Raw genomic sequence first — 18,730 nt, forward strand, 5'->3', positions numbered from 1 at the left:
GCCTGAGCGAGGCAGCGATCGCGCGCGCGTCTGGAGCGTCAGCCCGGCAGTTTCAGGCTGACATGGATATTCTTTTCCTGGGTGAAGGCGATGAGCTCGCCGAGGCATTCCTCACGGCCGATGCCTGACTGCTTCCAGCCGCCGAAGGGCGTGCCCAGGAAATGCTTGGCGACCTCGTTGATCCAGACGAAGCCGGCTTCCGCCGCCATCGCAGTGCGATGCGCCTTGACGAGATCATTGGTCCAGATCGAGCAGGTCAGCCCATATTCGACGGCGTTGACCGTCTGCAGCATCTGCGCCTCGTCGCTCCACGGGAGGACCGAGAGGACCGGCCCGAAGATTTCCTCGCGCGCGATCCGCATTTGCGGTGTCACATCGGCGAAGATCGTCGGCTCGACATAGAATCCCTTGGCGAGGTGGGGATCGTCCGGCACGCCGCCGCCATAGACCAGTCGCGCCCCTTCGGCCTTCGCCGAGGCGATGAAATCGAGGATGCGCGCATGCTGCGTCCGGCTGACGATCGCGCCCATGGTGGTGGCCTCGTCGGTCGGAATGCCCGGCACGTAGCCGGAGAGCCTCGCCGGCAGCCCGGCGAGGACCGCCTCGTAGATGTCGCGGTGGATGAAGGCGCGGCTGGTCGAGCCGCAGGACTGGCCGCACCAGGTGAAGTTCATGCCGGCGACGACCGCTGCGGCGACGCGCTCCGGGTCGGCATCCGCATAGGCGATCAGCGCGTTCTTGCCCCCGAGTTCGAGCAGGACCGGCTTGATCGTGTCGCTCGCGGCCTTCATCACGGCGCGGCCGGCCTGGACGCTGCCGATGAGCGCGACCTTGTCGATGCCGGGATGGTTCGCCAGCGCGGCGCCGGCCTCCCGCCCGCCGGGAATGACGCCGAACACGCCTTCCGGGAGCAGGCCGCCGACGAGTTCGGCCAGTCTGAGCGAGGACAGCGGCGCCTGTTCCGGCGGCTTGATGATGACGGCGTTTCCGGCGGCCAGCGGCGCCGCCATCTTGCCGGCGCAGAACATGAAGGGGTGGTTGAAGGCGAGGATGCGGGCGACCACGCCCAGCGGCTGGCGGATCGTGAGGTTGAGCGCATCCGGCCCCATCGGGATGGTGTCGCCCTTCATCTCGGTGACGAGACCGCCGAAGAAGTCGAGCTGCGCGGCAGCGATCGCGGCGTCGCCGAGCATCTCCCGCACCGGATTGCCGCAATTGGCCGCGTCGAGCGCGGCAAGCTCGCGGGCGTTTTCACGCACCACCACGGCGATCGCCTTGAGGATGCGGCAACGCTCGAGGGGCGGGACCTGGCGCCAGATCCTGAAACCCGCCCGCGCCGCCTCGACGGCGGCGTCGACATCGGCGGATGAGGCCTCGGCGACATCGCAGATCGCCTCGTTCGTGCCGGGATTGAGCGTGGCGACATAGCGTCCTGACAGCGGATGCCGCCAGCTTCCCCCGATATAGAGGCTGCGGCCTGTCGGTGCGGGTTTGTCGAGCATGGCGGATCTCATGGCGATGGTGCGCGTCGTCGCCGCAAACACTCGCGCAGCCATGGCCGGCGTTCAAAGACTTTCCCGCTTTGGCGGCTATGCCGAAAAGCTTCTTCGCAATTGCGAAGGCGTGGAGTCTTCTAGCCCCGCGCGGCCGCCATTTCCGCTTCGGTCTCGTCCTGCTCCAGCCCGTCGAGCACGGCGACCTCCTCGCTCGATGCGCCGAGCTTGCGCCAATCCTCGCTCTTGGGAACGATGCCCTGGTAGGAGCGCAATTTGGCCTGCGGGATATGCGGCTCTATCAGTCCCAGCGGCTCGCCGCCGGCTGCGTGCTTGCGAGCGGCATCGATCATGACGCGGCGGAACTGGACGATGGCGATGTCGCTGGCGCCAAGGCGCTCGCTGGTGCGATCGGCGATCGGCCCCATCGACTCCCACATCATGATGTCCTGATTCGGGATGCCGGGGACGCCGGTGAAGTCGCCCAGCTTCATCGCCTTGCGATCCTGCAGATAGCCGTTCGCCTTGTTGCGCAGGACGGGCTTGTAGGTCTTGTCGAGATCGATGCCGACCTGCGCCACACAGAACTTGCGCCAGCTCTCCTGGTCGATGCAGTCGTCATTGCCCCAGGCGATGAAGTGGAAATAGCTGGAGACGTCGTCCTTGGGCACGATCACGGTCGCGACATTGTAGGAGGCGTTCGGCGGGATCAGCGCCGCGAAGGGCGCGACGAAGACCGTCAGCCGGATATAGTCATGCGTCTGGGCGTTGACGATCGGACGGCGGATCGCGGCGTAGCGGAAGCCGTAATTTGTGAGCTGGACCTGGATGCGCGGGTTCTTGTCGGTCGAGGGGCGCGTCCAATGCGTCGCGTTGGCGCCGGCGGTCGTGACGCGAGCAGGCTTCATGTCCGATGAATGCAGGCTGGAGGAATGGGCGGAATCGATCTGCCCCTCCATGATCTGCGCCCAGTTGCAGGGCAGGTCGATCTTCACGATCGAGACCTTGGCCTCCGGCGTCGGCGCCCAGGGCGGCGCCTCGAATGCCGGCATCAGCTCCTTCGGCCCCATATAGACCCAGATGAAGCCGCCGGCCTCCTGCGTCGGATAGGACTTGTGCTGGACCTTCTCGGCGAAGCCGCTCTCGGCCGGCTCGGAGACCATCTCCAGCACCTTGCCGTCCACGTCGAACTTCCAGCCATGGTAGAGGCAGCGCAGGCCGCATTCCTCGTTGCGGCCGAAGAAGAGCGAGGCCTTGCGGTGCGGGCAGAACTCGCCGAGCACGCCGATGCGCCCGTCCGTATCGCGGAAGGCGACGAGGTCCTCGCCGAAGAGCTGCACACGGACCGGCGCGCCGTCGCTCTCGACGAGCTGTTCGGACAGCAGCGCCGGCACCCAGTGGCGCCGCATGAGCGCGCCCATTGGGGCCTCGCCCTCGACGCGGCAGAGCAGTTCATTTTCCTCACGGGTCAGCACGGACGATCCCTCCAGTCGTGCGGTCGGGGCTAGCCAATCGCCATTTACTTAGATATCTAAGTCTTAAGTTATTCCGGTTTCAAGCCCTTGTCGAGAGAGGCGGGCGGAGGCGAACATGAGCGAGGAAAAAGCGACCTTACGGGTCACGATCGCGGACAAGCAGATGGTCGCGCAGGACATCTGCCTGTTCGAGCTGTGCCCGGTGAATGGCGTTGCGCTGGCGCCATTCACGCCGGGCGCGCATCTCGGCGTCAGGGTTCCCACTGGCGAGGTGCGGAAATACTCGCTCTGCAACGATCCCGACGAGACCGACCACTATGTCATCGCCGTCAAGAAGGAGCTCGGCGGCCGGGGCGGGTCGATCAGCCTGATCGAGGAGACACAAGCCGGGGACGAGATCGAGATCACCTTGCCGAAGAACGACTTCGCGCTGAAGCCCGGTCCCTCGAGCTATATCTTCATCGCCGGCGGCATCGGCATCACGCCGATCCGCGCGATGATCAAGCATTTGATCGCGACACGGGCGAAGCCGTTCAAGCTCTACTATTTCACGCGCTCACCCGAGATGATGGCCTTCCGCGACGAGTTCCTGAGCCCGGAGTTCCGCGGCAAGGTGGTGATCCACCATGACGGCGGCGATCCGGAGAAGGCCTATGACCTCTGGCCGGTGCTGGAGGAGCCGAAGGGCGCCCATCTCTATTGCTGCGGGCCGCGCGGCCTGATGGAGGCGGTGCGCGACATGACCGGGCATTGGTCGTCGTCGGCGGTGCATTTCGAGGATTTCGGTGCGGCCAAGGCCCGGCCGGAAGACAACACCCCCTTCACGGTCGCGCTGGCGAAAAGCGGCGAGCGCTTCGAGGTCCCGGTCGACAAGTCGATCCTCGAAGTGCTGCGCGAGGCCGGCAAGGTGTTGCCGTCCTCCTGCGAGAGCGGCACCTGCGGCACCTGCAGGACGCGGCTCGTCTCGGGCGAGCCCGATCACCGCGACCTGGCGCTGGCCGAGCACGAGCGCGCCCGCAACATCATGATCTGCGTGTCGCGGGCGAAGTCCGCCGAACTCGTGCTCGACCTTTAGGTGGCCGCAATGAATGAGCCGCTACGTCTGGGTGTCGTCGGGCTGGGACGCGCCTTCATGCTGATGCTGCCAACGCTGGCGCATCATCCGCTCGTGCGGCTCGTCGCCGCCGCCGATCCGCGCGCGGAGGCGCGTGGGCAGTTCGAGAGCGATTTTTCGCGGCCCGGTGAACCCGCGCGCAGCTACGATAGCGTCGATCAGCTTTGCGACGACGCGGCGGTCGAGGCGCTCTACATCGCCTCGCCGCACCAATTCCATGTGGCCCATGTCCGGCTCGCGGCGGCCCGTGGCAAGCATGTCCTCGTCGAGAAGCCGATGGCCCTGACCCTCGCCGATTGCCGGGCGATGATCGAGGCGGCGCAGGCCGGCGGCGTGCATCTCCTGGTCGGGCACAGCCATTCCTTCGACGCGCCTTATCTGAAGGCAGCGGAGCTGATTCGTTCGGGCTGTTTCGGCCGCGCGCGCATGATTACGGCGTCCAACCACACCGATTTCCTTTACCGGCCGCGCCGTCCGGAAGAGCTCGACACCGCGCAAGGGGGCGGCGTCGTGTTCAGCCAGGGTGCCCATCAGGTCGATATCGCCCGGCTGCTCGGCGGCGGGCAGGTTGCGACCGTGCGGGCCACCACCGGACGGTTCGATCCGGCACGCCCGACCGAGGGAGCTTACCAGGCGTTCCTCGTCTTCAAGGACGGGGCCAGCGCGATGCTGACCTATAGCGGCTATGGCCGCTACGACAGCGATGAGCAGCTCGGCTGGATCGGCGAGATGGGCCAGCGGCGCGACCCGGAGAGCTATGGCAGCGCGCGGCGCGGGTTGGCGCAGGTCTCGACGCCGGAGGAGGAAGCCGCGCTCAAGAACACCCGCACCTATGGCGTGGCGAAGAGCCCCGTCGCGGCGCCCGTGACAGCCGCGCATAATCACTTCGGGCCGATCACGGTCTGCTGCGAGCAGGCCGATCTGCGCCCCCTCGCTGAGGGCGTGATGGTCTATGCCGATGACAAACGTTGGCTCGAGCCGGTGCCGGCGCCAACCGTGCCGCGCGCCGAGGTGGTTGACGAGCTCCATGCCGCGGCGAGGGGCGGCATTCCGCCTCTGCATTCCGGCGCCTGGGGCATGGCGACACTTGAAGTCTGCCTCGCGATCCTTGAATCCGCGCGTAGGGGACGGGAGGTCGTCCTTCGCCACCAGGTCGCAGCGGCTTGAGCCGATATCCCAAAGCTGGAGACGAGTTTGCCGACCGGTCGGCTCGGCCCGAGCGGATCCAGCATGGGCCCGGCCGCCAGTAAAATCGTCCCGCCTGGCATGAAAATGCTTGGCAGGAGAAGCCTTTTTGTCTTGGACCGGCCAGGCGGCGCACGGTCTAGTTCAGCCTACGCACAGCAGCCGCGCCGCCAGGGAATCCGCCATGCCGCTCATCCGCATCGAGCCTGTCGAGGACCACGCCACGGGTCGTTTCGCGATCGAGATCTATTATCCGGCCGATGCCGAGCGCCCGCTGGTCACCACAGCGCCCCGCTATAAGAGCGCCGCTGCGGCGGAGCAGGACACCATCGCGATCCTAGCCTCCACCGCGAACAATCCGGCTCCGGAAGAGCCGGCCAACCGACGCTAGGCTCTCGACCGGCGATTTTGGGAGGAACCGAACTATGTGCGCGTCAGATCATGGCGAACATCATCATCCAATCGCGGTCGACGTCGCCGATACGGCCGACGCCTCCGTCTCCCCATCGCAGGAGATGATCGAGGAGCTCGTCGCTGCCAATCACATCCTCTTCGACCAGGGCGTCGTCGACGCTTTCGGCCATATCAGCGTGCGGCACGACAAGCGCCCAGACCGTTTCCTGCTGGCCCGCAACATGGCGCCGAGCGGAGTCACGGCCGAGGACATCGTTGAATTTTCGCTCGACGGCGAGGCGGTGAACGCAGCCGGCCGCAGGGTTTATCTCGAGCGCTTCATCCACGCCGAGATCTTTCGCAGGCGTCCCGATGTGATGGCCGTGGTCCATAGCCACTCACATTCGATCGTGCCGCTCAGCGTCGTGAAGGGGGTGCGGCTAAGGGCGATGTTCCACATGGCCGGCTTCGTCGGACAGGGCGCGCCGGTTTTCGAGATCCGCGAAGCCGGTGGCGACGCAACCGACCTCCTGATCAGCAACAGCCACCTCGGCGGCTCCCTGGCCGAACATTTCGACGGCCACGACATCGTGCTTATGCGGGGGCATGGCTCGACGGTGGTGGGCGGCTCGATCAAGCAGGCGGTCTATCGCGCGGTCTATGCCGAACTTAATGCACGCTACCAGTTGCAGGCGATGCAGCTCGGCGAGGTAACCTATCTCACCGAGGGCGAAAGCCGCTCCTGCGTTGCGAATATCGAAGCGCAGGTTCATCGCCCCTGGGAGATGTGGCTGGAACAGGCGCGCGCCCGGCGAAGCTGAACGGTCTCGCTGGCATCAATCGTCCAAAGCGCCGAGGGTGGCCTCCATGCAGTTTCATCTGAATGGCTTTCGGGCCGGCGATCCGAACGTTTCCGAACGCCCCGAGGGCAGCGAGAACCCCCCGACCTTCGAGACCATGCCGGCGGAGGTCGATGTCCTCATCGTCGGCTGCGGGCCGGCCGGCCTGACGCTGGCGGCGCAACTTGCTGCCTTCCCCGATATCAAGACCCGGATCGTCGACCAGAAGAGCGGGCCCCTGGAACTCGGACAGGCCGACGGCATTGCATGCCGGACGATCGAGATGTTCCATGCCTTCGGCTTTTCCGAGCGGGTTCTCAAGGAAAGCTACTGGGTCAACGAGGTTTCGTTCTGGAAGCCCGACGCGGAGCGGCCGGAGAACATCATCCGCCATGGCCGGATCCAAGACGTCGAGGACGGACTCTCCGAATTTCCCCATGTGATCCTGAACCAGGCGCGGGTGCATGACTTCTTCCTTGACGTCATGCGCAAGGCGCCGACACGGCTGGAGCCGAGCTATTCGCGGCGTCTGGTTGATCTGCAGATCGATATAGGCAGCGCGGCCGGGTCGGGCGCGTCGCCGCATCGGGCGACGGTGCAACTGGAGCGTCTCGATCCTGGGCAGGAGGGCGAGATCGAGACCGTCCGGGCGCGCTACGTCGTCGGCTGCGATGGCGCCCGTAGCGCCGTGCGCAAAGCGATCGGGCGCGCCTTGCACGGCGATTCCGCCAATCAGGCCTGGGGTGTCATGGACGTGCTGGCCGTGACCGATTTCCCGGATGTGCGGTTGAAGGCGTTGATCCAGTCGGCCGGCGAGGGTTCGATCCTGATCATCCCGCGCGAAGGCGGCTATCTGATCCGGATCTATGTCGAGCTCGACAAGCTCAGCGAAAATGAGCGGGTCGCGAACCGCAATTTCGGCGTCGAGCACCTGATCGCCGCGGCGCAACGTATCCTACATCCCTACGCATTCGAGGTTCATGAGGTTGTCTGGTGCTCCGTCTATGAGATCGGGCAGCGCCTTTGCGACAAGTTCGATGATGTGCCGGCCGAAGAGGTGGAAGGCCGCCCGCCTTGCGTCTTCATCGCCGGCGATGCGTGCCATACCCACAGCCCGAAGGCGGGGCAGGGCATGAACGTCTCGATGCAGGACAGCTTCAACCTGGGCTGGAAACTCGCGGCCGTCCTTCAGAGGCGATCCGGGCCGGAACTGCTGCACAGCTATTCGTCCGAACGACGGGCGATCGCGCGGGAGCTGATCGATTTCGATCGTGAATGGGCGAAGATGCTCAGCGCGCCCTTGAAGTCATCGGCATCGGACAGCGAAGGTGTCGACCCGAAGGAGGTCCAGGCCTATTTCGTCAGACACGGGCGCTATACCGCCGGGACGGCAACCCGCTACGCTCCGTCATTGCTTACAGGCGAGCCGACGTATGCCGATCTGGCCCGGGGGCTGTCGATCGGCACCCGCTTCCATTCCGCGCCGGTGGTGCGTCTGGCCGATGCCAAGCCGGTCCAACTCGGTCATGTCGCGCTGGCCGATGGCCGATGGCGGCTCTACGCTTTCGCAGATCGGAGCGATCCGGCAACGCGGTCTTCGCGGTTGCGTGCGCTCTGTGACTTCCTGGCGAATTCGCCCTCGTCGCCGGTCCGGCGATCCCGGCGGGCCGGGGACGATGTCGACGCCGTCATAGATTTGCGTGCGATCGTCCAACAGGGGCATCGCGATCTCAAGCTGGAGGCGATGCCGGAGCTACTTCTGCCCCGGAAAGGACGCCTGGGTCTGCGCGACTACGAGAAGATATTCTGTCCCGATCTCCACTCCTGCCAGGACATCTTCGACATGCGTGGCATCGACCGCGAGCGCGGCTGCCTTGTGATCGTGCGACCAGACCAATACATCGCCCATGTGCTGCCGCTGGATGCTTACGCGGCGCTGGCGGCTTATTTCGAAGGCGTCATTTCGGATATCGAGCAGGTGAACTGAGTCAAGCGGGCATGGCTCTGCGCCAGCCGCGGCGCCGGAGCGCAAAGATCGCGAATGCCACCAGTTGCGCTGCGACAGCCAGATGCAGCCCGTGGAAGCTTCCCTCGCCAGCTGCTAAATTAGCATATTCAGTGGATCACTCGATCGGGCTGGCCAGTTTGGCTTGTGTCAGGAGAGCCTGAGTTTGTCACCGCGCACTCAAATAATTCAATTGCTTAGACGAATGGGTGCGTTGAATTCCGTCACCGTAGGGCGTTGAAACCGTCATTCGTGATCTGAGCCCTTAAAACTGGATCGCTTTGAGCTAGAGTTTTCCGCGTCGTTTCCCATGGGCTGGGAGGAGCGGAAGACGATGAAGGATTCGAAGTTCTCGGACGCCCAGAAGGCGTTCATCCTGAAGCAGGGCGCGGACGGGATTCCGGTGGCGGAGATCTGCCGGCGGGCCGGGATCAACCAGGCGACGTATTTCAACTGGAAGAAGAAGTACGAGGGGCTGCTGCCGGCCGAGATGCGCCGGCTGAAGCAGCTCGAGGACGAGAACGCGAAGCTGCGCAAGCTCGTCGCCGATCTCGCCTTGGACCTTGTCGGCGCCGAGGCGTTTGCCGCGACAAGTCCGAGATCCAACAAACGTGCGCTCAACGTCTCAATCAATGTGTCAGCCATCGAATTCAGCCATCGCGATATGCCCGAATTCGTGAACGACGTCATTTCGGCGAGCAGCGTCGATCCTCGTTGGATCACCCTTGAGCTTACGGAAACCAAGATGGCGGAGACTTCGCCCGCGATGATTTCCATCATGACGCGCCTGCGAAACCTCGGCGTTGGCCTCTCGATCGATGATTTCGGAACCGGATACTCCAATCTGCGCTACTTGGAGGAGCTTCCCATCACCGAACTCAAAATCGATAGCAGCTTCATCCGCGGCCTAGGGCAAAGCCGATCGAAAACCATCATCGTCGAAGCGATTATTCGCCTGTCCGATGAACTGGGCTTCCAGATCGTCGCTGAAGGCATAGAGACGCACGAAGAGTGCGCGCGGGTGAGAGATTTGGGATGCCGCTTTGGCCAGGGTTTCCTGTTCGGCAAGCCAATCGATCTGGAGGCTTTCGCAGAAATCGTCGCCCAAACCATGCCAGCGCCCGACGTGAATCCTCCAGGAAGTTTCGCAGGCTCGCACATATGATCCAAGCTGACTTAGATAGGGATTGTGCATACACAGATAGTCCCCCGGATTGCGAACGACCCTCAGTAGGCCGACCTTAAAACCTTATTAATGTGAGCAAGTTCCGGGAAATCTGCGCGCTAGCTTCCGCGTGAAAGCGCCACCTCCAGATATTGTATGATCGCCCGGAAGCAGACATTGACGCACGATGACCTGTTGTGTGGCCGGCGCGAGCGAACCGAGCTCGCCCGGGACTGGCAGACGCAGATCTTGCTCAGCGCCGAGCGAGCGACCTCCTCGATGCCCGTCGCCGCCAGTGCTTTTGCCGCGGAGGTCCCTAGATCGACAGGCCGGAATGTCTTTTGACACGCTCGGGAACCGTCGTGCCTGTTACTCGTTCTGGAGAGGGCTCGAAGGCCGCTTGTGGCGGCCTTGGAATGTCCGCCACAGCCGGCTGCGGGCCGATACGGTTTGCGACGTCACATTCTGGTCGGTTGGGGGATACGACCATGGAACAGCGAGCCTGGCCCGTCGGACAGGGCGAGATCGTGGCACTGCTGCGGCGCTGGACCGGCCAGGAAACCGAGCTCGGGGCGCCATCCGGCTGGCCGCCTCATCTCCGCGATGCCCTGCAACTGATCCTGCTGTCGCCATCGGCGATGACGCTGCTCTGGGGAGAGCGGGGGCTGATGTTCTACAACGACTCCTATTCGGTCATTGCCGGTGCCAGGCACCCGGCCACGCTCGGGATGAGCGTCTTCGAAGCCTGGCCCGAGGTCGAGGCATTCAACCGGGCGGTGATGGCGGAGGTTTTCGCCGGGCAATCGTCCTCCTATCGCGACCTGCCCTTCGTATTCTACAGGACCGGCACGGCCGAAGAAGTGTGGCTGAACGTCGATTACAGCCCTGTGCTGGATGAGGCAGGCAAGGTCGCGGGCGTGCTTGCGCTCGTCACCGAGACGACGGAGCGCGTGCACGCAGAGCAGGCGCTGCGGCGGCGCGAGCAGGAGCTGGCGCAGGTCCAGAAAATCGGCCGCGTGGGTGGGCTCGAGGTGGATCTGCGCTCGGGTTTCCGCAACCGCCGCTCGCCGGAATATCTGCTGATCCATGGCCTGCCGCCCGAGGCGGCCCAGGAAACGCATGAAGATTGGGTCCGGCGCATCCATCCCGAGGAACGGCACGCGGTCGAAAGCCATTTCCGCGCGGCGGTGCAAGGGACAGACACCGAATATCAGGCGGAGTATCGCATCATCCGGCCTTCCGATGGGGCGGTGCGCTGGATCTCGGCGACCGCGCAGATCGAGCGCGATGCAGACGACAAGGCGATACGACTCGTCGGAGCGCATCTCGACGTCACCGAGCGCAAGGAGGCGGAGGCCGAGCAGCGCCTGCTCATGCAGGAGCTGGCGCATCGCGTTAAGAATACCCTGGCCATGGTCCAGGCGCTGGCTTCCCAGACCTTCCGCGATGCGCACTCGCTCGAAGCGGCGCGCGAGATCTTCGGCGCCCGTCTGGCGGCGCTTGCGCGCGCCCATGATCTACTGGTCGGTGGCCGGCGCGCCGATGCGAGCGTGGCCGACATTGCGCGGAGCGTCATAGCGCTTCAGGGCGATGCGGCGCGCTTCCGGATCGAGGGAGGCGAAGTCGTGCTCGGGCCGAAAGCCGCTCTCGCGCTGACGCTGATCCTGCACGAGCTGACGACAAACGCGGTGAAGTACGGCGCGCTCTCCAATCAGACCGGCATCGTCACGCTTAACTGGGGCGTGGATGATATGGAGGGCGTCAAGCAGTTCCGGCTGCGCTGGCAGGAGAGCGGCGGTCCGCCCGTGACGCCGCCATCACGCAGGGGGTTCGGCACCCGGCTTATCGAACGCTCCTTCCCGGCCGTGCGGACCGGCACCGCCAGCGTCTATCTGCCCGCCGGGTTGATCTTCACGCTCGATGCGCCCTTCCACGCGCTCGACGGAGGAGCCAGCGAAGCCGGCTCCTGACCTTCGGGCGCTGGCGCCTGTCCGTCAGGTGCCGGCTGGCGGCGCCTTTTCGTTTTGGCAAACGCTCTTGAAGCGCCCCGCCAGCGAGCTAGATTTCTTAACGCAGAATCCTGGCGGAGGAAGGAGCGATGTCATTCTCCGCGTTGAATGACCCCATTGACTTCGCTCGGGCACAGGCGGCTTTGGGTGCCCATGGAACGACGTCGGATCGGCCATTCCCGATGCGATTGCTGAGAAGGAGAGGACGAGGCTGGCCTACCTAGTGGCGGCCTTGTTCACGGTCGCAGAAGATGAGGTAGACCTGAAGGAAAAGGCCCTCGATCGATACCGACAATAAGCTGATGTGTATCAGGCGCATGGAGCGGAACCAAACAACGGTCTGAACGTCGTCGCTGCGACAACGATGATCGGCCCGATCTCCGAAGGCGATCGGGCCATCTTTCATTTGAGGAACTGCGCCCCTCGGCGTGTGTTCATGGCCCAAGGAGGATACGCCATGAATGCACTGACTTTAGCTCTGCTCTTCGCAGTCGCGATCGCCACGACAGCCTGTAGCACGACCGAGCAGCGCGTCGGCGGAGCCGCGGTCGGAGCCGGCACCGGCGCCGCAGTGGGCGGCCCGGTTGGCGCGGTTGTCGGAGGAGCAGCAGGTGCTGTTACGGCGCCAACGGTCGTGCGGGAGACGCGGCGGGCGACGCGCTGAACCAAATTGCCTCTTGCATCGCGGAAGACAAGGACGCCCCCACTCTGGCGGCCGAACGGATACCGACGACCCTCCGCTAAATGATTTAGGCCCCCTGGCTTCGGCGGGCGGGCCTTTTTTCGTGTGGCGCGGAGCGGCAGATAGCTCTCAACGAAGGGCCAGGGGCAGCAGCACAACCGCGGCTAGAGCAACCACGATAGCCGTCCGGATCAAAACGCCGTGGATGCGGGCCATTGAGGCCTCTGAGGGATTGGGCGCACGCATAACAAGCCCTCCCGCAGACCCGCCTTGATCTGCGGCGGTAGCGCAACGTTCTAGCCCCACTCTGACCGCATCGGCCCTGCGCTGTGATGGCGCGGTCACAGTTAGAGGGCTGGCCCCATCCGCTCCGGCTGGCGGAGCCTTTTTGCCTTTGGGGCTATCCGGCGAGGGCGGCCGCGATGTCGTGTTCAAGTTCGATCAGGATGCGCCGATAGTCTGCCGCGATAACTACCGCCGCCGGCTCCGCTTTCTGAGACCACCGGATGTAAGCGAGCGACGCTAGCTCGTAGCTTTCATAGAGGTCGAGAACCGAACCGTGGGCGGCTCGCTCAAGCTCGCCCCGCCGCTCGGGCCAGCGGAGCATCAGCCGCGCCAGCCCTGATTTCTGTTCTGGCGTCATAGCGACCGCTGCGATCAAAGGCGCAAGTTAATCCTTCTTTGGACCCGCAAATATTGTCCTTGATGTCATTTTCGCGCCTGCGCACCGGGGAAATGCAATCCCATCTTTGAACTCCGCGTCGAGGCCCCGAGGGGAGGGCTGATCCACCCCCGTTGAATTGGTCCACCCTGAAGTATGTCTTTTGGCAGACAGGAGGACCGAGATGCCGAAGAAGCGCCACAAGCCCGAAGAGATCGTCGSGAAGCTRCGCCAGGTCGATGTGYTGGTMTCRCAGGGGCAATCCGTTGCCGACGCGATCCGCTCGATCGRCGTGACGGAGGTTAGYTAYTAYCGCTGGCGCCGYGAGTTCGGCGGCCTGAAGACGGAYCAGGTGAGGCGGATGAAGGAGCTCGAGGCYGAGAACGCCCGGCTCCGKCGYGCCGTSGCGGACCTGACGCTCGACAAGCTGATCCTGAAGGARGCYGCSTCGGGAAAYTACTGAGCCCCGCGCGTCGCCGTGCCTGCATCGATCATGTCCGGCTTGCCCTGAAGGTATCGGAGCGGCGGATCTGCCGCGTGCTGGGGCAACACCGCTCGACCCAGCGCCGGATCCCGCGCGGGCGCGACGATGAGGAGCAACTCATCGCCGATATCGTCGAGCTGGCCCGCTGTTACGGCCGCTACGGCTATCGCAAGATCGCCGAGTTGCTGCGTTCGACGGCAGGCTGGGTGATCAACGACAAGCGGGTCGAGCGCATCTGGCGACGCGAGGGGCTGAAGGTTCCGGCTCGACAACCCAAACGCAGCCGACTCTGGCTGGGAGACGGATCCTGCATCCGCCTTCGCGCCGAACGACCCAACCACGTCTGGTCCTACGACTTCGTCGAGGACCGCACCCATGACGGGAGAAAATACCGCATGCTCAACGTGATCGACGAGTTCACCCATGAATGCCTGGCGATCCGCATCGATCGCAGGCTGAAGGGGATCGACGTTATCGACGTGCTCTCGGACCTGTTCATCCTGCGCGGCGTGCCAGAGCACATTCGCTCAGATAATGGGCCGGAGTTCGTCGCGAAGGCAGTGCAAGCCTGGATCGGCGCGGTCGGTGCCAAGACCGCCTACATCGCACCCGGCAGCCCTTGGGAGAATGGCTTCATCGAGTCGTTCAATGCCAGGCTCCGGGACGAGCTGCTCGACGGCGAGATCTTCTATACCCTCACTGAGGCCAAGATCGTCATCGAAAGCTGGCGCCGGCACTTCAACACCGTCCGCCCGCATGGCTCGCTTGGTTACAAGCCTCCCGCCCCCGAGGTCTTCATCCCCGCGATGGCCGCGCGGGCGGCTGCGCATCCCGGACCTGCTACGCCGCCCGCGCTGGCGCCCAGGCCAACCGTCCACTAACAATCACATTGGACCAGCCGGCGGGGGCGGATCAGGGCGCGCATGCGGCTTTATTGGAGGGCAGAACTGGATCACCTCCAGTGGGATTTGGCGTTGGCGTTCAACACTGGATGGGGCTACCGTAGCGTTCAGACTGTCAGTTTTGTTGCGCCTTGCGTTCTTGGAGGCGGCCGTGGAAGCTTCAGAACAGTCAAACTACGATGGCGCAGTCACTGCGTTTCCCGGTGCCGATGCAGTCAGGTCTCAGCTGGATCGTATCGCTGGAAGCATGGATTTCATTGTCCCGGAACGCATCAGGGCATTTCTCCAATTCATTGTCGATGAGACGCTTTGCGGGCGACAGCGCCAACTGAAAGCCTACACGATTGCGATTGCCGTGTTTGGCCGATGTGAAGACTTCGACGCAATGAACGACCCGGTTGTACGGATTGAGGCAGCCCGCCTGAGGCGCGCTCTGGAACGGTATTATTTGCTCGACGGGAAACGGGATCCGGTCGTTATCGAGGTGGCAAAGGGCAGCTACGTTCCGACATTCCGCTGGCAGGATGCAACGCCGCCGCAGCAGTTTCAAACTGAGCCGCTAAAGGTAACTATGCAAAGCCGAGGCATCGGGCTTGCGGCACTCGCCAACCACCCTTGGTCTTTGGCCTGCGCTCTGTTTCTCGCGATGGCACTGAGCCTGACCGTTGTCATGCAGGCCATGCGGGTGCGTTCGGCTGCCCAGCCAACGACTTCCGAAGACATGGTTGACCCGGAGGTAATCGTAAGGCCCTTCGTTAGTCTGTCAGCGTCGTCGGAATGCGTCACATTCGCCGCAGCGCTTTCCGAGGAGGTTCTGAATCGCCTCTCACAGCTGAAGCGACTAAGGGTCTTCGGTAAGGACTCGTCGACCGGTGTATCGACTGCATCTCTCGGTGATCCACTTGTGCCTCGATACATTCTCGAAGGCAGCGTTCGTCAGTCCGGCGACAGTTTACGCATCATCGCGCGCTTGGTTGACAGCCGAACTGCAGCTATCAAATGGGCGTATTCGATGAACCGTGATCCACGCACGGCATCGAATCTGGAAGCGGTTTCTGCGGCAGAGTTGGCTGATCTCGTAGCCCTTCAGACGACCAAACCGTCTTCAGCGGCTGATGCACCGGCGCGCGGCGCACAGGTGCTTTTATTGTCCAAGACAGTAGGGCCGGATGCCCAGGCATTGCGCTGAGGCTGGTCGCAAGTTGACTGGGCTCGGCCGGTAAGACGTCGGCAGTGGACCTGCTGGCAACGACGATTTTCAATGACCCACGAAATTCGACGGAACTCGCTACGATGAAGAGCGTTTCCGCCTCCGATTTCGTTTCTTGAGGCGTGATTTCTCGTCGAGCTTCAGAGACCGAGATCGGCTGATCACATGGTTTTCAGGATAGATTCACCGCAAGAATTCCCAGATCGGGACGCTGAGGTATGCATTTTGTAGCCGTCATCGAAAAAGAACCTCAAACGCTTTACGGCGGGTGGTTTCCCGACGTTCCAGGTGCCATCTCCGCCGGTAGGACGCTGGACGAATGCGTCGCATCGGCGCGAACGTGCCTGCGCGAATGGGCCGCTGAGGCCCTGGCTCATGGCGGGCACTTGCCGCCGGCTCGTGCTCTTCAGGATATTCAGGCCGATCGTGACGTCAGAGCAGCACGCAGGCGCGGGGCTGTGTTTGTTGCTGTGCCATTGAAACTATCGGGCTAGCGCCCCGGCACACCGTTTCAAGGTACCGGTCCATACCTTCCTTGCCGCCTCCCAGTTCGTGCTTTCACTGCCGGCTGCGCTCCGCTTTCGGACGCCGATGCGGCTTCCGACTTACGCACCCGCGGGGGTGCTGATCAGTGGACCAATTCGAGGCCACAGAGCCAACCTTCAATCCTATCCTCAAACCGGACGCTGAGCCGCACACCTGGCGCGGCCTAGTCCTCGCACCGGGTTATCATTTTTCCCGATGGAAGCGAGAAGCTGCACTCGTCTTCATAGTGAACCGGCGTGCCGTCCTTGAGCGTGTAGGATGTCGTTAGGAGGCCGGGCCACTCGCGCCAGACAATGACGATATAGTGGTTGCCATACTCATCCTGGCAGCGCTCCCGATAGAGTTCGCGCTTAGGGGGCATGGGGCGGCGCGCGGACGGCCCTGCAGGTTTTCGCAACGCAACCACTGCACACCTCACACAACGCTATTGCCAACGATTCAACTGCGGCGGGAGGCGGCTGTTCCGATCGCCATTCGGCGCTCTTGCGAACCGCTCCACGGCACCTAAATTTTTTCCCCGCGGTTCACTTCTAGGGGAAAGGAGTCATGCCGTTTTTATCGTTGACCGATCCTGCCGATCTCGCTCGGGTCTATGCCGCACTGGAGGCCGTCTGGGACGAGGTCAAGAGGTCCATTCCCGAGCCGGAGCATGAAAGGGAGCGGACCAGAATCGCCTGCCTCGTCGCCGGGTTTGCGCCCCTGGCGCTCGACGAGGAGGATCTGAAGCAGAACGTCCTGCTTCATTACAATCATTCAGTGCTCAGCTGAGTCATGCCCGCCGACGATTGCCGGCGGGCTCCGCGTCGACTTGCCCCGGCTCTCCTGGGCCTTCTCGTAGTGTTCGCTTATGCTCCCGCGAGACGAGAGATTTTTGCCGCCGCACTTGGAGCAGCGATAGCGCAGGCAGATGTCCGGGATCGGCAGATCGTCAGGCAGCCCGTACAGGCTGACCTCAGCATAGCGAACACAGTCGTTGCACCAGACCTCAGCCAGCTTGCATCCGCGGGCGCGTTCCGATCCGACCGTCGCCGGCTGGATCTCCTTCCCGTCCTTGTCGTAGGCGCGGCGCGGATTTCGCTTCATAGCGCTCGGATCTGCTCCTCGAATTCCTCCGGGATGGCCCCGTGACGCGCGAGGACGTCGATCGCTGCGCCGGGACGAGCTTCTTCCGATGCGTCTTGAAGGGCTGAAGGAAGAAGGTGTCGACGTTCATAGCTTGACTCCTAGGCGCGGTTTGTTCTCATTATGTTCTCATRCTCGAGGACGCAAGCCATGTCACCCGAACCCGCACCAGAACCCGACTTGGCGAATGRAATTGAGTGCGAAATCAACGATCTGGTCGCTGAGCATGGCAGCGAGCGGCCGCGCTACGGGCAGTTCTGCACGATTTCAACGTTCTGCTCGCCGACGCCSATCGTTCCGTCTCGCGCGGGTATCTGCGCGGGCTGTTCTCACAGGGAGCGCGGCCTGTTCGCGAACCCGAATGACCAATGAAACAGCCGAACGACCAGACCGAGCTTCGGGATTTTCCGTGGGTGGTGGTGCGCTTCCGCTGCCACTACTGCCGGCGCAGCGGGGACGCTCGGCTGGCTTCCTTGGCCTGGCGGTATGGCGCACACGCGACGCTCGCCCAACTCCTCGCACTGTTCCGAGAGCCTTGCCCTTGGCGGCACGGTAACCCCACACGCAAGCCGCAGAAGTACGGCATGAAGTGCGGGGCCTACTGCCCTGATATCGGCCGAACGTCGCCACCCGACTGGCCTCCGCCGATGATGGGCCTCAGCTTGATCGAGGGCGGCAAGACGGACATGCTGCCGGCCGAGCCAGCGCCGATTGAGCGCAGGCGCAGGGTTGGCGGTGACGATGTGTAATCTCTACAGCCACACGCGAAACGTCGAGGCGATGCGCAAGCTGTTCGCCCGGTTCGACGTTGCGGCGCAGATTGTCCAGCAACCCGGCATCTTCCCCGACTATACCGCTCCTGTGATCCGCAATCCGGTGGGCGGTGGCCTCCCTGAGCTCGCCATGGCGCGCTGGGGCATGCCGTCTCCATTCTTCRTCATCGAGAAAGCGGCGAAGCTGCGGGCAGACAAACTCGCGGCGAAGGGCAAGGCCGTCGACATGGCTCAGATGATCCGCATGGAGCCGAGCGCCGGCAACACGAACATCCGGGATACGAAATACTCGCACTGGCAGAAATTTCTGGGGGTCGGGCATCGCTGCCTGGTGCCGTTCACATCCTTCTCCGAATTCAACAAGGACGCTGGCGGCGACATCTGGTTCGCGTTCGGGGAGGAGCGCCCAACCGCGTTCTTCGCCGGGGTGTGGACGCCTCAATGGCGGAGTGTGCGGAAGGTCAAGGAGGGTGAGGTGACGGCCGATCTCTATGCCTTCCTCACCACCGATCCGAATGCCGAGGTGAAGGCGATCCATCCCAAGGCGATGCCGGTCATCCTCACGACACCGGAGGAGTGCGAAACCTGGATGACGGCGCCGTGGGAACAGGCGTGGGCGCTGCAGCGACCGTTGCCGGATGGCTCGTTGAGCATCGTAGCCCGCGGTGTGAA

18 protein-coding genes are annotated in these 18,730 nt (G+C 63.5%); 14 read left to right on the forward strand and 4 right to left on the reverse strand.

Features of this window, described 5'->3' with window-relative positions; all coding sequences use genetic code 11:
• Positions 1–38: 38 nt before the first annotated feature.
• Both AC1DIN_RS26905 and AC1DIN_RS26910 read right to left on the reverse strand, forming a co-directional pair.
• Entirely contained in the window at positions 39–1,502 is a 1,464-nt protein-coding gene (locus tag AC1DIN_RS26905) for an aldehyde dehydrogenase family protein (RefSeq protein ID WP_476811963.1), read from the reverse strand.
• A gap of 131 nt (positions 1,503–1,633) precedes the next feature.
• The gene (locus tag AC1DIN_RS26910) at positions 1,634–2,968 is read right to left on the reverse strand and encodes a Rieske 2Fe-2S domain-containing protein (RefSeq protein ID WP_476811964.1); all 1,335 of its coding nucleotides are present in this window, start codon (positions 2,966–2,968) and stop codon (positions 1,634–1,636) included.
• Positions 2,969–3,083: 115 nt separating this feature from the next.
• On the opposite strand from AC1DIN_RS26910, the gene AC1DIN_RS26915 reads away from it, so the two are divergent.
• The 8 genes from AC1DIN_RS26915 to AC1DIN_RS26950 all read left to right on the forward strand — a co-directional run bounded on the left by AC1DIN_RS26915 (position 3,084) and on the right by AC1DIN_RS26950 (position 12,342).
• A complete protein-coding gene (locus tag AC1DIN_RS26915; protein ID WP_476811965.1) occupies positions 3,084–4,043 on the forward strand; it encodes a PDR/VanB family oxidoreductase in 960 nt (319 codons plus the stop codon).
• A gap of 9 nt (positions 4,044–4,052) precedes the next feature.
• Positions 4,053–5,249, forward strand: coding sequence for a Gfo/Idh/MocA family oxidoreductase (locus tag AC1DIN_RS26920; RefSeq protein WP_476811966.1), 1,197 nt, complete (start codon positions 4,053–4,055; stop codon positions 5,247–5,249).
• 202 nt (positions 5,250–5,451) lie between these two features.
• Positions 5,452–5,658 carry a hypothetical protein gene (locus tag AC1DIN_RS26925; RefSeq protein WP_142020961.1) on the forward strand — a complete coding sequence of 69 codons (207 nt, stop codon included), beginning with the start codon at positions 5,452–5,454 and terminating at the stop codon, positions 5,656–5,658.
• A gap of 34 nt (positions 5,659–5,692) precedes the next feature.
• Positions 5,693–6,481 (forward strand): class II aldolase/adducin family protein, encoded by a 789-nt coding sequence (locus tag AC1DIN_RS26930; protein WP_476811967.1) that lies wholly within the window; start codon positions 5,693–5,695, stop codon positions 6,479–6,481.
• 46 nt (positions 6,482–6,527) lie between these two features.
• A complete protein-coding gene (locus AC1DIN_RS26935; protein WP_476811968.1) occupies positions 6,528–8,486 on the forward strand; it encodes an FAD-binding monooxygenase in 1,959 nt (652 codons plus the stop codon).
• 352 nt (positions 8,487–8,838) lie between these two features.
• The gene (locus AC1DIN_RS26940; protein ID WP_476811969.1) at positions 8,839–9,669 is read left to right on the forward strand and encodes a transposase; all 831 of its coding nucleotides are present in this window, start codon (positions 8,839–8,841) and stop codon (positions 9,667–9,669) included.
• A gap of 488 nt (positions 9,670–10,157) precedes the next feature.
• A complete protein-coding gene (locus AC1DIN_RS26945) occupies positions 10,158–11,639 on the forward strand; it encodes a sensor histidine kinase (RefSeq protein ID WP_476811970.1) in 1,482 nt (493 codons plus the stop codon).
• 496 nt (positions 11,640–12,135) lie between these two features.
• On the forward strand, positions 12,136–12,342 hold the full coding sequence (locus tag AC1DIN_RS26950) for a hypothetical protein (protein WP_441473576.1): 207 nt from the start codon (positions 12,136–12,138) through the stop codon (positions 12,340–12,342).
• 418 nt (positions 12,343–12,760) lie between these two features.
• Here the strand turns inward: AC1DIN_RS26950 and AC1DIN_RS26955 are convergent, their stop codons facing one another.
• Positions 12,761–13,003 (reverse strand): hypothetical protein, encoded by a 243-nt coding sequence (locus AC1DIN_RS26955; protein ID WP_476811971.1) that lies wholly within the window; start codon positions 13,001–13,003, stop codon positions 12,761–12,763.
• Between the two features lie 202 nt (positions 13,004–13,205).
• On the opposite strand from AC1DIN_RS26955, the gene AC1DIN_RS26960 reads away from it, so the two are divergent.
• The 4 genes from AC1DIN_RS26960 to AC1DIN_RS26975 all read left to right on the forward strand — a co-directional run bounded on the left by AC1DIN_RS26960 (position 13,206) and on the right by AC1DIN_RS26975 (position 16,931).
• Positions 13,206–14,386, forward strand: a protein-coding gene (locus AC1DIN_RS26960) for an IS3 family transposase (protein ID WP_476811972.1) whose coding sequence is annotated in 2 segments (ribosomal slippage) — positions 13,206–13,461 and positions 13,461–14,386 — 1,182 coding nt in all. Because the reading frame shifts where the segments join, the coding sequence is not laid out codon by codon here.
• A gap of 172 nt (positions 14,387–14,558) precedes the next feature.
• Complete coding sequence (locus AC1DIN_RS26965) at positions 14,559–15,596, forward strand: hypothetical protein (protein ID WP_476811973.1); 1,038 nt, start codon at positions 14,559–14,561, stop codon at positions 15,594–15,596.
• 239 nt (positions 15,597–15,835) lie between these two features.
• On the forward strand, positions 15,836–16,111 hold the full coding sequence (locus AC1DIN_RS26970; protein ID WP_476811974.1) for a type II toxin-antitoxin system HicB family antitoxin: 276 nt from the start codon (positions 15,836–15,838) through the stop codon (positions 16,109–16,111).
• Positions 16,112–16,709: 598 nt separating this feature from the next.
• Positions 16,710–16,931 carry a hypothetical protein gene (locus tag AC1DIN_RS26975; protein WP_476811975.1) on the forward strand — a complete coding sequence of 74 codons (222 nt, stop codon included), beginning with the start codon at positions 16,710–16,712 and terminating at the stop codon, positions 16,929–16,931.
• Here the strand turns inward: AC1DIN_RS26975 and AC1DIN_RS26980 are convergent.
• Positions 16,917–17,246, reverse strand: coding sequence for a hypothetical protein (locus tag AC1DIN_RS26980; protein WP_476811976.1), 330 nt, complete (start codon positions 17,244–17,246; stop codon positions 16,917–16,919). The two genes, AC1DIN_RS26975 and AC1DIN_RS26980, sit on opposite strands and share 15 nt — an antisense overlap.
• Positions 17,247–17,653: 407 nt before the next feature.
• Here AC1DIN_RS26980 and AC1DIN_RS26985 point away from each other — a divergent pair, with 407 nt between their 5' ends.
• Positions 17,654–18,034, forward strand: a complete 381-nt coding sequence (locus tag AC1DIN_RS26985; protein ID WP_441471591.1) for a hypothetical protein — start codon at positions 17,654–17,656, stop codon at positions 18,032–18,034.
• Positions 18,027–18,730 (forward strand): SOS response-associated peptidase family protein (locus tag AC1DIN_RS26990; protein WP_476811977.1); only part of this gene is annotated, 704 nt, incomplete at its 3' end. The genes AC1DIN_RS26985 and AC1DIN_RS26990, both read left to right, overlap by 8 nt.

The organism is Allobosea sp. 05T438 (assembly GCF_056396025.1).